Source organism: Flavobacterium sp. KACC 22761, from assembly GCF_034058155.1.
GTDB lineage: Bacteria > Bacteroidota > Bacteroidia > Flavobacteriales > Flavobacteriaceae > Flavobacterium.
The window spans coordinates 3,730,115-3,744,341 of the sequence record NZ_CP139148.1 but is presented as its reverse complement, the minus strand read 5'-3'; the positions used below and the strand labels follow the sequence as shown (position 1 = coordinate 3,744,341).

12 protein-coding genes are annotated in these 14,227 nt (G+C 32.3%); 3 read left to right on the top strand and 9 right to left on the bottom strand.

Annotated features, from left to right (window positions below; genetic code table 11):
* Together SCB73_RS16285 and SCB73_RS16280 are read right to left on the bottom strand one after the other, a co-directional pair.
* On the bottom strand, positions 1 to 1,656 hold the full coding sequence (locus SCB73_RS16285) for a peptidase domain-containing ABC transporter (protein ID WP_320567257.1): 1,656 nt from the start codon (positions 1,654 to 1,656) through the stop codon (positions 1 to 3).
* Between the two features lie 101 nt (positions 1,657 to 1,757).
* Positions 1,758 to 2,093: a hypothetical protein gene (locus SCB73_RS16280; protein ID WP_320567256.1), complete on the bottom strand. Its 336-nt coding sequence runs from the start codon at positions 2,091 to 2,093 to the stop codon at positions 1,758 to 1,760.
* A 547-nt stretch (positions 2,094 to 2,640) separates the two neighbouring features.
* On the opposite strand from SCB73_RS16280, the gene SCB73_RS16275 reads away from it, so the two are divergent.
* Positions 2,641 to 3,216 (top strand): phospholipid scramblase-related protein, encoded by a 576-nt coding sequence (locus SCB73_RS16275; protein WP_320567255.1) that lies wholly within the window; start codon positions 2,641 to 2,643, stop codon positions 3,214 to 3,216.
* Between the two features lie 53 nt (positions 3,217 to 3,269).
* On the opposite strand, the gene SCB73_RS16270 is transcribed toward SCB73_RS16275, so the two are convergent.
* Positions 3,270 to 5,120, bottom strand: a complete 1,851-nt coding sequence (locus SCB73_RS16270; RefSeq protein ID WP_320567254.1) for a sensor histidine kinase — start codon at positions 5,118 to 5,120, stop codon at positions 3,270 to 3,272.
* A 337-nt stretch (positions 5,121 to 5,457) separates the two neighbouring features.
* On the opposite strand from SCB73_RS16270, the gene SCB73_RS16265 reads away from it, so the two are divergent.
* Together SCB73_RS16265 and SCB73_RS16260 are read left to right on the top strand one after the other, a co-directional pair.
* Positions 5,458 to 6,126, top strand: coding sequence for a response regulator transcription factor (locus tag SCB73_RS16265; protein ID WP_320567253.1), 669 nt, complete (start codon positions 5,458 to 5,460; stop codon positions 6,124 to 6,126).
* 182 nt (positions 6,127 to 6,308) lie between these two features.
* On the top strand, positions 6,309 to 6,929 hold the full coding sequence (locus SCB73_RS16260) for a hypothetical protein (RefSeq protein WP_320567252.1): 621 nt from the start codon (positions 6,309 to 6,311) through the stop codon (positions 6,927 to 6,929).
* Between the two features lie 64 nt (positions 6,930 to 6,993).
* Here SCB73_RS16260 and SCB73_RS16255 read toward each other — a convergent pair.
* From SCB73_RS16255 to SCB73_RS16230, 6 genes are all read right to left on the bottom strand, one after another.
* Positions 6,994 to 8,261 (bottom strand): IS3 family transposase gene (locus SCB73_RS16255; RefSeq protein WP_320566433.1). Its coding sequence is split into 2 segments (ribosomal slippage): positions 6,994 to 7,922 and positions 7,922 to 8,261, totalling 1,269 coding nucleotides; the frame shifts between segments, so codons are not numbered across the junction.
* Positions 8,262 to 8,364: 103 nt separating this feature from the next.
* Positions 8,365 to 9,462, bottom strand: a complete 1,098-nt coding sequence (locus SCB73_RS16250; RefSeq protein ID WP_320567251.1) for an AI-2E family transporter — start codon at positions 9,460 to 9,462, stop codon at positions 8,365 to 8,367.
* Between the two features lie 38 nt (positions 9,463 to 9,500).
* Entirely contained in the window at positions 9,501 to 10,187 is a 687-nt protein-coding gene (locus SCB73_RS16245) for an ion channel (protein WP_320567250.1), read from the bottom strand.
* Between the two features lie 37 nt (positions 10,188 to 10,224).
* Positions 10,225 to 11,793: an efflux MFS transporter permease gene (locus SCB73_RS16240; RefSeq protein WP_320567249.1), complete on the bottom strand. Its 1,569-nt coding sequence runs from the start codon at positions 11,791 to 11,793 to the stop codon at positions 10,225 to 10,227.
* Between the two features lie 3 nt (positions 11,794 to 11,796).
* Positions 11,797 to 12,858, bottom strand: coding sequence for an HlyD family secretion protein (locus SCB73_RS16235; RefSeq protein ID WP_320567248.1), 1,062 nt, complete (start codon positions 12,856 to 12,858; stop codon positions 11,797 to 11,799).
* Between the two features lie 10 nt (positions 12,859 to 12,868).
* On the bottom strand, positions 12,869 to 14,155 hold the full coding sequence (locus tag SCB73_RS16230) for a TolC family protein (RefSeq protein WP_320570098.1): 1,287 nt from the start codon (positions 14,153 to 14,155) through the stop codon (positions 12,869 to 12,871).
* Positions 14,156 to 14,227 lie beyond the last annotated feature (72 nt).

The window sequence follows — 14,227 nt, the reverse complement described above, 5'->3', positions numbered from 1 at the left end:
TTATAGCTTTATGTCGTTAATAATTTTTCCGTCGTCAATGGTTATCATGCGGTCGCATTTGTTCTTCCAAATATCATTTTTAGAAGTTACGATTACCGTCCAGTCATTTTCTTCAGAAAGTAAAAAATCAACAATTTTCCCTGAAGTCAATTCGTCCATTTTATCAACTGGATCTTCTAGGAATAAAATATTAGGTTTATGAACAATGCTTCGCGCAAGCAATATTTTCTGAATATCAGAAGCCGAAAGTTCATGTCCGCCCGGATGAACTTGATGTTCCAGTCCGTTGGGGAATGTTTTAATATCTGGCGTCAGGCCAACACTGTCTAAAGCCCATTTTAAATCATCATTATTTAATTCTTCGTTTCCAAAAAGAATATTTTCTCTAATGGTTCCTGCAAAAAGGGTATCGCCTTGTAAATAAGTACCGGCTTGTGCTCTGTAACTATCTTCATCGAGTCTGTTCATAAAAGTATCGGTAACATACATCGCACCGCTTTCTGGTTCCAATAAACCTGCAAGTAATCGAAGCAATGTGCTTTTTCCTGCACCATTTGTACCTCTCAAGATTATTTTTTCACCCTGACTTATTTTCAGATTGATATTTTTAAGCGATTTTTTGTTGTGATCAGGATAGTTATAAGCAACACTTTCGGTTTCGATTGTGATTCCGCCCTCGTTTACTGCTGATTTTTCTGGAATACATGAAGTCTCCATATCAGTCACTTGGCCGATTTTTTCTACAGATGTCAACACATCATAAAAAGATTCAAGGCCGAAAATGATTTTTTCTACCGAATTAATCAGCAATACAATTACAATTTCAGCTGCTACAAACTGCCCAATGTTCATTTGATGGTGAATTACCAGAAAACCACCAATAGATAAGAGAGCAGCTGTAACAATTACTTTAAAAATAGTTAGCTGAATGTATTGTTTTTTCATTACCTGAAAATGCTTTTCACGATTATCTACATATTTTGTCACATAACCGTCATTGCGTTTCAGCGCATATTCAAAACCTCCTTTTTTGCGGAAGCTTTCGCGGTTTCTAGCAATTTCTTGAAGCCAAGCTGCGACTTTATATTTGAATTTTGATTCGTTAAGACTTGTTACAAGACCATCTTTATAAGAAAATTTAAAGATGATATACAAAATGGCAATAAATAAAAGTCCGATTACCATAAAGAAAGAATGATACAAAACCAATAAAATGATTCCCAGACCAACCTGCAAAAAGGCAGTACAAAAATCCAAGAGCAATTTTGCAGTTCCCTTTTGGACCATCAAGGTGTCGAAAAATCGGTTTGCTTTTTCCGGCGCATATTCAGAATACATTTCTTTGTATTTAATCAAAGGCATTCTGTAAGCGAATTCAAACGATGAACGCACAAAAATTCGCTGTTGCAGATTTTCAACAATTCGAAGTTGCAAAATGGTCAAGACTCCACCAAAACCAACTCCGATTGTTACCAGAATTACGAGAACAATCCATGAAACACTGATTTGTCCGCTTTGGATAAAATTGATGATCGCCTGAATTCCTAAAGGAAGCGAAAGGTTCACTAAACCGGCAAATGCCGCATAAAATATAATTTGGTATACATCGCGCTTATCGAGCGTGAGTAAATTGTAAAAACGTTTAAAAGGTGTCATGAATTTAGATCTAAATATTACATTACCAGATAATTACTAAATTACGAAAAAACTGCTACAATAGATTTAGTAGGTGTTTTTTTGTATTTAAAAACTATTATTTATGCAATATTTTGAGGTGGGCGCAAATGAATTCTGCCATGAAATCCAAATGAGAAAATAGGATTACTGATATAGTTTTTTCCTTTGGCATTAACCTGAAAATAGAGATTAACCAGTGAAGAATCTAAAGGCATTATGTATTCAAACAAAGGTATTCCCTTAGCCAACTTAGTTGTTTTGGTTTCCTTGTTCTCATAATCATCCAATTCTTCTGGAATTCCGTCAGATTTGAAGATTTTCTTTAAGAAATTGCACGTCATTCCTTTTACAGAATGTTGTTCGGTATTGTTATTTACAATTCTGGCAAATGTTCCAGAAAAATTTATACTGTTCATTAAAAAATAGCCAATTAGCAATGCATGCACGCATTTACAAAAGATACTATTTTTAATTTTTCCTAACATTTTTCTGTTCTTAAAGTGGCGCAAGTTAGGATGAAATTTTCGGCGCTACATTAAAATAACATTAGAATTGAATCTGGTTTTGTTATTTTTTTCTTAAAAAAAAGAGGTTCAAAAATGGTATTGGTTGCATTTTCTTCTCATTTTATTTTTGGCCCAAATGTTTAAAAATTTTTCTTTTTTAGAAGGGCTTTTCAACAATTATTTGAACGCAGTTCTATTTGGCCGAAGCACAACATCAAATGAACAGACGAAGCGAATTTATTATCACCAAAATGTAATTTCATTTTTTTTTATTTTCTTTAAAAGAAAACTGAATCGCGGATTGTAGCGTAATGATTATCAGTGTAGTTATTATCTTTTAGTCTTATTGTTTATTTATTTTTTTGACATACAAACAGGTATTTATACCTGTTTGTAACTGCAACTTAAATTCTATTTTTGAGTACCAAAAAAAATAACCAACCAACTCAAAAAAACTATGATTTCAGATTTCTTTGAAACTAATAACTATTTTGTAGACAAAAAAAATGGCTTTCAGGAAAGTTGCCATATTTATAACGAAAAAAAAGAACGAATAGGCCGAATTAAACAAAAGCTCAGTTTCATTCAAAAAGTGCTTCCAACAGCTTTTGTCAAATCAATACTTCCTTTTAATATTGAAATTAGAAGTGCAAATGGTGGTTTAGAAGCTACTATTTCAAGAAGAGGCAGTTTCTTAAAATCTGAAATTGTGATCCAAGATGCTTCTGGAAAAAAGATAGGTTTTATAAACCCAAATTCTAGCTTTTCAAAACCAGTTTTCGAGATTCTAAACACTTCCAATCATGTTATTGCTGAAATCTGTGATGTTTGGAAAAAATCTAATTTTATTATTAATGATTCTTCCGAGAATCAGATTGGATCAATCGAAAATAAGTGGAGCGGAAAGATGAAAAACGCTGCAATTTCAGCAAGTGGCTATACTGTAAATGTTATGGCAACTTATTCCAATCCTGAAGAAAAAACCGCTATTTTATCTAGCGCAATTGTGCTCAATATGTGTTTTTTAAATTAAAAAATATCTTTTACATTAAGGCATTTAAGTTCTTAAATGTCTTAATGTTTACTTTAAATATCAAGTAAAATAGTAATTTGCGTTCCTCTTCCTCTTTTAGAGATAATTTCAAAATGACCTTTTAAAGAATTTATTCTTTCTTTAATATTCGCAAGGCCAATTCCTTTTTTTTCTGCAACAATATCAAATCCTTTTCCATTATCTTTAATTGATAATTTTAAAGTTTTGTCATCAATCATTTCAATTTTTATAATGGCTTCTGAAGCCTCAGAATATTTGTGAATATTTAAAATTCCTTCTTGAATTATTCTGTAAATATTTATCTTATAAACATTTAAAACAGCATCCCATTTAAATTCTTCGTCAATTATGTAATGAAATTCTATATCATTTACACCATTTTGTTTCTCAACTAAATTCAATAGCAAAGTATTAAAATCACTATTTTCAAGGAACGATTCCTGGCTCAAATCATGAGAAATGGATCTGATTTCATTTTCGACATTTTGCAATTCAAAAATATATTCTCTTCTTTTTTCAATCGCATTTTCATCTGCTTTAGCATTAAAAAAACCTAAATTCATTCGTATTGAATACACTTTATTCATTATACCGTCATGGAGTTCTCTGGCAATTTTATTTTTTTCTTCCTCTTTTGCTCTATTTATTTTTTCGTTCTGTTCGCTCAAAAGCTGAAAAATCTCATCGCTGTCGTTTTGTTGCTGCTTTACAAATCGCAATTCTTTGTTTCTATATCTCAAATAAATATAAAGTGAAATGATAGAAAGCACTATAAAAAGAGAAAACGAGAAAATTAAGGTATAAAAATTCTTTCTGGTCAAAACTCTGTTTTCATTCTCAATACTTTGTGTTTCATATTCAATCCTGGCATATTTATTACTTGTAATTGTCTTGACTTTTTCTATGCTATCACTCATCGTAATGTATCGATTGGCATAAAAAAGGCTCTTCTTTTTATCTATTTGAGATAATAATTTAAGATTAGTCAAAACCTCGTTTGTATTTCTAATGCTTACCGCGCTGTCATGAGCTTCTTTTATATTTTCAATCGCCTTTAAAGTATCTTTTTGTGTGAGATAATATTCTCCTAAATGAGTTTTAGTATAAATGAATCCTGCTGGATCATTAAAGCTTTTATAAATTTTAAGAGATTCTAAAAACATAGGGACAATATTTTTGTACTCTTTGTTTCTGGCTTTACAGTGCGCCAAATTTGTTAAAACACTAGCATATGAATTTGGATTTTTCGCACGTAACTCATTTGTTAGCAAAGGACTTAATTCTTTTATTATTTTAGAATATTCTCCTTTTATTTCATAAAGATTGCAAATATTAACAACTGAGGCCACACTATAATCATTTAATGGATCACTTGTTTCTAATCCTTTTTCTTTCATTGTCTTTAAAGCTCTTAATGCTTTTTGATGATATTTTAGTGCCTCATCGTACAAAAAAAGTTTTTCCAAACAATTACCCATCAAAGTATTACATGAAAAAAGAAGTTTAACATTGTCTGTTTCCTTTAAATAATTAAGCGCTTTTGCAATTTCAATTTCGCATTCCACAAAATTTCCATCATAAAATAAAACATAAGCTTTATTAAAATGCACACGTCCTAATTTGTTGTTATCATGTATATTTTGATAAATTTTTTGGGCCTTTAAATAATAAAAATAAGCACTGTCCTTCTGAGTGTTTTCGTAACAATCACCCATAAAATAAAGTGATTTGGCTATTCTTGAACTGTCATTTTCTTTTATCGAAAGTTTTAAAGCAGTCGCACTTACCTTATATGATTTATCTAATTCATTGATAAAATAATATTCTGCTCCAGCTTTTAAATATAAGTCGCGAACAATTGTATCATTCCTTTTGCTAGGCAACAGTAATACGATTGAATCTAAATATCTTACCTTTTTCTCGTTAGAAAGCGTTTTAAAATGCTTCTCATTAAAAAGGTTGTCATTATTTTTAAAGCGTGATTTATCTAAAAAAATAAGACACACAAGAGTGATTAAAAAAAAGACTAAAAGCTCCAGCTTAAAATTAAACTTCACAATACTCAAGATTTAGGAGCTCAAATAAAGCAAAAAAAAAATCAAATGCATCATATTTTTTTTAAAGAGAAATTGGTAATATTGAATTTAGTTTAAACTTGAAGTCTTAAAAATTCAAAGATTTCACAGAAACATTAATTATTTTCTCAAAAATTTATAGAAAATGCCACTAAATATTTTGATTGTCGATGATCATCCAATGACTGTAGACAGCTATGTTAATCTCTTGTCTGATAATTCATTAAGTACAACTGAAATCTTTTTTCATAAAAAATACAACTGCGAAAACGCATACAAAGAAATAACGCTTCTAAAAAAACAGCAACTAAATATTGATTTTGCAATCCTAGATGTTAATTTGCCTTCTTATCCTGAACTAAATATTTTAAACGGGATTGATTTGGCTGCGGTTGTCAGAAAAACACATCCGCAATGCAAAATTTTATTGTTGACAATGCACACCGAAGCATTTATTGTAAATAGAATATTAAATGACATAAAACCGGAAGGGTTTATTTATAAAGGCGAAATAAACTTTGAATCCTTCCCTGTAACATGCAAGAAAATTTTAGCTGGAGAAATTATTTATAGTTCAGAAATCATAAAATCACAAAAAGAATTCGCTCAAAAAAATTATGATTGGGATAAATTTGATACTGAAATTTTAAATCTGCTTGCAAAAGGGGTAAAAACAATTGATATTCCGAGCCACATACCGTTGTCTATTAGTTCTATAGAAAAAAGAAAAGCTAACATAAAAAACAGACTCTTGCTAAAAAGTGGAAGTGATACAGAGCTAATAAACAAAGCTCGACAATTAGGTCTTTTATAAAATTATTTACTATCGATTTAAAAAAATCGTTCTTAGCTTAATCCCAACAAAGCGATTATTTTTCTCTTCAACAATGCGATTACAATTATAAAAACTCATTTTTAAAATTGGCCTAAAAGGCAATAAATGCTTTAATTAAATGTTTATACCTATAGAGATAAACAAATTAATTTTAAGAATATATGCATTTAGTACAATTGAAAAATAGAATAGGATTTTTGTCTTTAATTCTTGCAATCGGAATTTCGGTTCAAGGTTATGCGCAAAAAGAACTGGAAAACAAATACAAGCCAATTCCGGCGAAAACTCCAAAAACAAAAGAAGTTGTTCCGCCAAAAGAAGAAGCTCCAAAAGTTAATCCGCCAGCGCCTGTTGAAAAGCCAGATTCTTCCAAAATTGATCCAAACGAACTTTTTAAAGACACCAATTTGTATAAAACACCTGCAAATGTGGAGGGCATTTTTTACAGACAAAATCAATTTTTAGGAAGTTTTAAAACCTCGACTTATACTTCAACAATTCGTTATCGTGACGCCGCTTTTGTTGATGGTGACAAAATCAAAGTATATTTAAACGATAAGGTAATTGAGCCTGAAGTCACGATGAATGGAGAATATCAAGGTTTTAAAATCACCTTGGTTCCTGGCATCAACAAAATTGATTTTGAAGCTTTAAACGAAGGATCGGCATCGCCAAATACAGCCGAATTTCAAGTTTACGATGACAAAGGCACTGTTATTGAATCCAGCCAATGGAATGTTGGCACTGGATACAAAGCCACTATTATTTTGTATAAAGAATAACTGAAAAATTGTAATTGATGAGTTGTCCTGAAAAAGGTTGACTCGATTAGTAATATAAAATTAATTAAATCGGAACAGAATTATTTTTGTTCCGATTTGTTTTTTTCCATCTTTTGAGTTTGATTTGATTTTGTAAATGTGCTTGATTTGGAGTCAGCATATTTATTGATAAATGCACTCTTATTTGATTATAAAATAAAATAGATTCTAGAGCTTGCTTTTTCAGATTTTCAAAATCTTCAAAGATTTCAGATAATCCAAATTCTTCTTTTAAAATACCATTTACTCTTTCTGCAACTGCATTTTCATATGGATCATAGTTTTGTGTCATACTTATCAGAATCTTGCTTTGAGATAAATATTCCGTGTACTCTTTGCTGCAATATTGAAGACCTCTATCTGAATGATGTATGAGATTTCTGCTGTATTTCCTATTACCGACAGCCATCTTTAAAGCTTCTAATGTAGAAGAAGCCATTAAATTATCCGATAAATTATAACCTACAATTTTCTTCGAGTATGCATCTGTTATCAAATGCAGGTAATATGTTTGTTCTTTAGTTCTTAGATAAGTAATATCAGCAACCCAAACCTGCTCAGGCTCATTGAGCTTGATTTCTTTTATTAAATTTGGATATTTACGCATCCAATGTCTTGAATTTGTTGTCTTGTAATATCTTCTAGCTTTAGGGACTAATAAATATTCATCACGTAAAAAATCAAACAATTTATCTCTGCCAATCTTTATTTGATGTCTTTTTAAATCATCTTTCAGCATATAATGCAGTTTTCTGCCACCGGTTTTTGGCAGCTTTTGACGAACCGACATTACCAAAGATTTGAGATGTACTTTGTCGGGAATTGACTTTAATAGATGTGATTTTCGTTTGTAATAAGCTTGTTTACTGTATCCAAACAATCGACATATTTCACAAGGACTAACCCTGTATATACGATTTATTTCTTGGACTGCTTGGAACCAGACTTTTTTACAATCTCGATTTTTAGCTCGCGTTCGGCTATTTCAATAAACTTTTTAAAGACCAATAATTCTTGCTCTTTCTTAGCTAATTGAGCTTCGAGTTCTTTGATGCGTTGAGATTGAGGATCTTTCATAGGTCGTCCCAGTGTTAGTTTTTCCAGATATGTAAATTTACCATATTTTCTTAACCAACTGTCGATACAGCTATGACTTCTGATTTGGTAACGACGGCGAAGATCTGCCTTGCAAAATAATCCCAGTTCAAATTCTTTTACAACCTGTTTTTTGAATGCCTCACTGTAAGTGCAATCAGGCACAATTCTTTTAAATACTTCTCTTGTTAGTGACATAATTAAGTTAATTATAGTCAACTTTTTTCAGGACGAGACATGAAAACAAAAATCCCATTTCTTTAGAAATGGGATTTTTTATATTCTAGATCCAACAACTAATTTACACTAAAGGTTCAATATTTTCTACCGGTTCTGGCTCAACTTCAGGTTCTGCATTGTCATCCAACCAGGCAATAAATAACTTATAACCAATTGAAAAGACAATTGGCCCAACGAAAAGCCCAATGAATCCTGACATGATAAATCCGCCAATTACTCCGAGAAAAATAATCAGCATTGGTACCAAAGCTCCTTTTCCTAACAAAAGCGGTTTTAAGACATTATCTGAAAGTCCGCTGATAATGAAAAATATAGTCCAGAAAATGGCATAACCAGAGTCGCCCGTCGAAAATAAATATACAATAACACCAATGTTGATGATAATTGGCCCAATTTGCAAAATTGAAAACACAAGACATATCAGAGTCAAAATTCCCGCATACGGAATATCAGCCATAAACAATCCAACTGCTTGAATAATGGTTTGAATGACAGCAACACCTAATATTCCTTTAACCACTTGATAAATTGTCGAAACCGAAATGGTCATGATTTCATCTGCTTTGTTTCCAGCAATTTTTTTAAGAAATTTCATGGCAAAAGTTCTTCCTCCAGTAACCAATAAAACTCCAGCAATAATTACGGATAAAATAAACTGCAAAAATGCGGCACCAGAACTCAAAATGCTTCCCATGATTTTTGAAGAAAACTCCTTGATCTGATCTTGGTATTTTACTACGCCTTGCTCCAAATCTGTTGACATCATTAGCAAAAATTCATAGAGAGGCTTACCAATTATCGGCCATTCTTTTATATTTTGTCCAGGAGGCGTAATTTTTAAAGTTCCAGCTTCAAAACTATTTTTCAATTCTAAAAAATTGGCTATTGCCGCTTTTAAAAAATAAATAAGCGGCACTAACATTACTGCAATAATTACAATGGTTATTATTACAGATGCTAGGGTTTTCTTTCCTTTCAGAATTCGCTGCAGAAAATCAAACATTGGATAAAATACGACCGAAAGTATTACAGCCCAAAGAATTGGCATAAAAAACGGCAACAGCAATTTAAGACAAAATCCAACGATCAGGAAAATGAAAAATAACTGTAAAATCGTATCAAAGAGCTCTTTGCGTTTAATTGAATTGGATGTTTTCATGTTTATTTTGATTTAGATATGATTGGTTAAATTTGATTTTATTTTTTTTGGATAGAAAAATTGGCATCAGAAACTAATCTTCCTATTAAGACTACGGGATATAAAACTCCTGTAAGTACTTCTATCTGGACCAAAGAGCGCGCTAATGGATGTAAAGGCACTATTTCGCCGTAACCTGTAGAACTCATGGTGATATAACTGAAATACATAAAACTCGCCTGATCGCTATTGATTTCAAATTTGAATTCCACCAAATTAAAAGAGCCTTCAATATGCCTAAAAAGAAATAAGTAAAGCGTACACCAAAAATGCACCAACAGCATGTACACAACAACTGATCCTATTATGCGATAGGTTGTTACAGGACCAGGTTCTAATACTTTTTTTAAAACCATTATAATTAAAAGTCCCATAACGGCAATGGACAAAAAAAGGTCAGCAAACAAAATCAGGATGTTTCTGTTGAAATAATCTATACATTGAATGACAACAAACAAAATCGGAATAATTGAAATCAAGAGTGCTTGTTTTTTATGCTTTGAAAGCGAAAAAATACCCGCAAACAAAAACAACATCCAAAAAATATTGAGCCAAACCATAAAATGCGGATAACTTCCAAAAAACGGAATAGCGACAAAATGCATCATAAAAAGCAAAACAAGCATACCGCTTAATCCACTTTCTTTATTCCATAAGCCAAATAAAAAACGTTCTTTTTTTGCCATCATAATATTGAATTATCAACTGTTGTTTTCATAAAAATTAAATCGGTATCGGCTCTACTTCTACTCTGCCAATTGGTCTGCGCCACAATTTGAAAAGCAGAATGATCAAAATAGGGAAAAAGCATATCGCCGACATTACAAGATAAATATCTTTGTAAGCCAATAATATTGATGCTTGAGCGGTTTGATTTGACAGACTTTTTTCTGCTTTTTTCTGCGCTTCAGCATCTGATAAACCCATATATAAAAAGTTCCTTTTGTAAGTTTCCAATTGATTTTCTGCCATTTTATTAACCTCTGATAATTGCTGGCTTAAACCTGTTTTATGCTGGATATTCATATTTGTAATAAAAGTTCCGAGAATGGCACTTCCAAGCAAAGACGCAAAAACGGCTTGCGAAATGATTCCGGTCATCATGCGCGAGGTACTAAAAATTGGCGGAACACCTTCTGAAATATAAAGCAAGGAAACAGGAAATAGAAATCCCATTCCTAAACCTTTAAAAACAAGCGGCACAAAAAAATCAGTTGAATCAATTCCGGGGTAAAATCTAAAGAACAAAATCATGTGGTAAAATCCATAACAGGCAAAACCAATTACCCAGATCGTGGCTAAATAAATTCTCTTATACAAAAGATAAGTCGAAAGCGGAATCGAAATGCACAACCCAAATAATATGGCTAAATGTGTCAAAGCATTAAGGACTGGATCAAAGCCTAAAACATTTGTCATATATCCTGTTACAACGCTTCCAGTGCCGTTCATTACGCCAATATAAAACATCAAAAAAGCGCCAATGACAACATTTTTGTATTTATAAACATCGGGATTAATAATGGGGTCAGAAGTAAATCGAACATGCAACAGATAAATTCCGGCCATTATAAACAATAATCCTATTGCCAAAACTACTTTAGGGTCGCTGAGCCAATTTCTGGTTTGTCCTTCGGCACATAAAAAAAGAATAATCAGAAAAAATAAAAGCATAATAATCCAACCGCGCCAATCAAATTGAAAAACATTTTTCATTGGAGCAACATCTACTTTATAAAAAAGCCAAGCGAGCACAATGCAAATCAAGAAATTGGCATTCAAAAAATAAATACCAAAAGTCCAATTGTGCAGACTTGTAAAATTTGTTCCTAAATATTGATAAAGATGCTGACTTCCTTTTTGAATAAACTGCAAAATTCCATACAACAAAGCCATATTAAATGCGGGATTGTATTTCATTAAAATCGGAACCATTGAAGCAAATATTCCAATTACAGAAACGATAGCCAGAAGCGATCTAAAAAACACAAACCATTCAATACTAGACACAAACAACAAAGCGGTATTAAAAATCAAAGACAAAAAACTTACTGACAAAATCATGGTTCTAACCTTGATTTGTTTCCCTAATTTTAGTCCCAAAGGCATAAAACCGAGCATTGCAAAAATTGGAATATAAATAGAGTACGTAAAAACGGTTGTCGATTCTCCAAAATGCCCCATGATTTGCGAATTATCATAAGTGGTAACGTTGAGCCCATTAAAAAAAGGAATTGTAAGGATATACAATCCTATAAGAGTAAAAACGCTTCCTTTTTTTCCTGCAAACATCTCTTATTTTTTTACGTCAACTGTAACATTCATTCCTGGTCTTACATCTGCTAATTCTTTAGCAGGTGTTTCAAATTCAATCTTAACAGGAATTCGTTGCGTGATTTTCACAAAATTTCCTGTGGAATTATCAGGTTCAACCATCGAAAATTTAGCGCCCGTTGCTGGAGAAAACCCTATTACTTTTCCTTTAAATTCTTTTCCATCCAGAGCATCTATTGTAATGGTTACTTCTTGTCCGCTTTTGATTTTTTCTATTTGCGTTTCTTTGAAATTGGCAGAAATCCATAATTTTTGATTCAAAACAATGGTTGCAACCGTTTGATTCGAATTGATTAATTCTCCAATCGACAAATTGCGTTCACCCACGTATCCATCTCCCGGCGCAATAATACTCGTGTAGGACAATTGCAGTTTCGCGGCTGCTAAATCAGCTTTTTTTCTCGCGACTGTTGCTCTTGCCGCTTCCAGATTAATAGTGCTTTGTTTGGTTACTGAACTGCTTGCTTCCAGATTTTTTTGGCCTGCTTTTACATAAGCTTCTTCCGATTTTAATTTTGAAATCACCTGATCGTATTGATTTCGAGTCACGGCCGAATCAGCATACATATTTTTAAAACGCTGATAATCTTTTTGTGCTTTTTCAAGACTCGCCATATCTCCGGCCAATTTTTCCTTACCAGAAGCCTGATTCGATGCCGATGTCGTGATATTTTGTTCTAATGAATGAAGATTTCCTTCGGCTATAGCCAAATCAGCTTCGGCTTGCATCACTTTAATAACATATTCCGAATCGTCTAGAACAATCAGTGTATCGCCCTTACGAACAAATTGATTGGATTCAAATCTAATTTCTTTGATATGGCCTGTAGCTCTTGCAGCAACATTATTGATGTAAGCTTCAACCTGTGCATTATTGGTCGTTTCATACGTACTGAAATCAAAAAAAAGACTCACAATCCACAAACCGCCGGCAATCAAAAAACCAAAAGACAGCACGGTAAGAATGGTATTTCTCTTTTTATCTTTTTGAATCGTTTCGTTTTGGGCATTTGCTTCGCTCATACTTTTTTAATTAAAGTTTTCCCATTGCATATTGCAAAGAATAATATTGAATGATCAAATCTAAATTGGCATTAACCAATGAGATTCGGGAATTGTTGAGTTGCAACTCGGCATCAACTATTTCACTGATTAAAGCAAAATCATTATCGTAACGGCTTTTTACAATTTTATAATTGCTCATTGAAAGCTCAACATCTTTTTTATACGTTTTGATGTTTTCTTTGCTTTCAGCATATCTCACATAAGCGTTTTTAACTTCTGTACTAATTTGGTCTTTTGTTATTTGAAGTGCCGTATTGCTTTTATCAATTTCCAATTTGTCGCCTGAAATTCGGTGTTTGAGATTATAAAAACTGGAAACATCCCAATTCAATGAAACGCCCGCCGCCCAGTAATTCAGAATATTGACATAATTGGGCCATTGTGCTGGATATTCGGTATTCAAAATAAGATTGGCATTTACATTGGGCATAAAACCGCTTTTAGTCAAGCTCAAAGACGATTCTGATAATTTAATTTTTACTTCGGCACGCTTTATTTCTTCTCTATTTCGAAAAGCTTCAGCCAAACTCTCTTGTAAGTTTACATTTTCTGTTGGCAACATGCTTTCTGCAACTACAGGCTTCAAAATAGTATTTGTTGGAAAACCAATTAAAATATCCAAATAATTGCTGATCAATTCTATTGTATTGGTGCTTCTAAAAACCGAAACCTTAAAATTAGATTGTTGCAATTCGGTTCGCAACAAATCACTTTTAATGTTTTGTCCATTATCTACGCGCGATTTTAACTGTCTAATTCGCAAATCGGTATTGATGATGTTTTGTTTCGTTACTTCAATTTGTCTGTACAATTTTTCAAGTGTAAAATATTGCTCTGTAATAGCATTTTTTACATCAGCTTCAGTCATTTTAACGGCAGACTTTTGCATTTCGCTAATGAGTTCCTGCTGATCGATTCGCTTATTGATGGCGCTTCCGTTATAAATTGGCAAAGACGAAATAATAGTGGCAAAAGCTTGATGATTATAATAATCTACAGTAATATTGCTTTGATAAAACCCTTCATAAATTTTAGGATTTCCAATATAATTGTATCCTCCATTCACGCCTATTCGTGGCATTTTTGCAATTTTTGCTTGATCGATATTTTCATAGGCAATAGCCAAATCTGTATTTGCAATTTTAAGCTGGCGGTTATTTTGAATTCCTAACGATATTGCTTCATCAAGCTTGATTATTTTTGCCGATGCAAGACTATCTTGCTGTGCAAAACCCAAATTGACACAACAACACATGAAAGCCAAAGACTTTAGTTTTAAATCTATGAATTGCCAATACCTCATCGAATTTTACATCATTTAAATTTG

Bases quoted from the DNA above. Each gene is read 5' to 3' on its own strand.
- SCB73_RS16275 (WP_320567255.1), top strand. From the start codon at position 2,641: ATGATTTCAGATTTCTTTGAAACTAATAACTATTTTGTAGACAAAAAA.
- SCB73_RS16280 (WP_320567256.1), bottom strand. From the start codon at position 2,093: ATGAACAGTATAAATTTTTCTGGAACATTTGCCAGAATTGTAAATAAC.
- SCB73_RS16265 (WP_320567253.1), top strand. From the start codon at position 5,458: ATGCCACTAAATATTTTGATTGTCGATGATCATCCAATGACTGTAGAC.
- SCB73_RS16260 (WP_320567252.1), top strand. From the start codon at position 6,309: ATGCATTTAGTACAATTGAAAAATAGAATAGGATTTTTGTCTTTAATT.
- SCB73_RS16245 (WP_320567250.1), bottom strand. From the start codon at position 10,187: ATGGCAAAAAAAGAACGTTTTTTATTTGGCTTATGGAATAAAGAAAGT.
- SCB73_RS16250 (WP_320567251.1), bottom strand. From the start codon at position 9,462: ATGAAAACATCCAATTCAATTAAACGCAAAGAGCTCTTTGATACGATT.
- SCB73_RS16285 (WP_320567257.1), bottom strand. From the start codon at position 1,656: ATGACACCTTTTAAACGTTTTTACAATTTACTCACGCTCGATAAGCGC.
- SCB73_RS16230 (WP_320570098.1), bottom strand. From the start codon at position 14,155: ATGTGTTGTTGTGTCAATTTGGGTTTTGCACAGCAAGATAGTCTTGCA.
- SCB73_RS16240 (WP_320567249.1), bottom strand. From the start codon at position 11,793: ATGTTTGCAGGAAAAAAAGGAAGCGTTTTTACTCTTATAGGATTGTAT.
- SCB73_RS16235 (WP_320567248.1), bottom strand. From the start codon at position 12,858: ATGAGCGAAGCAAATGCCCAAAACGAAACGATTCAAAAAGATAAAAAG.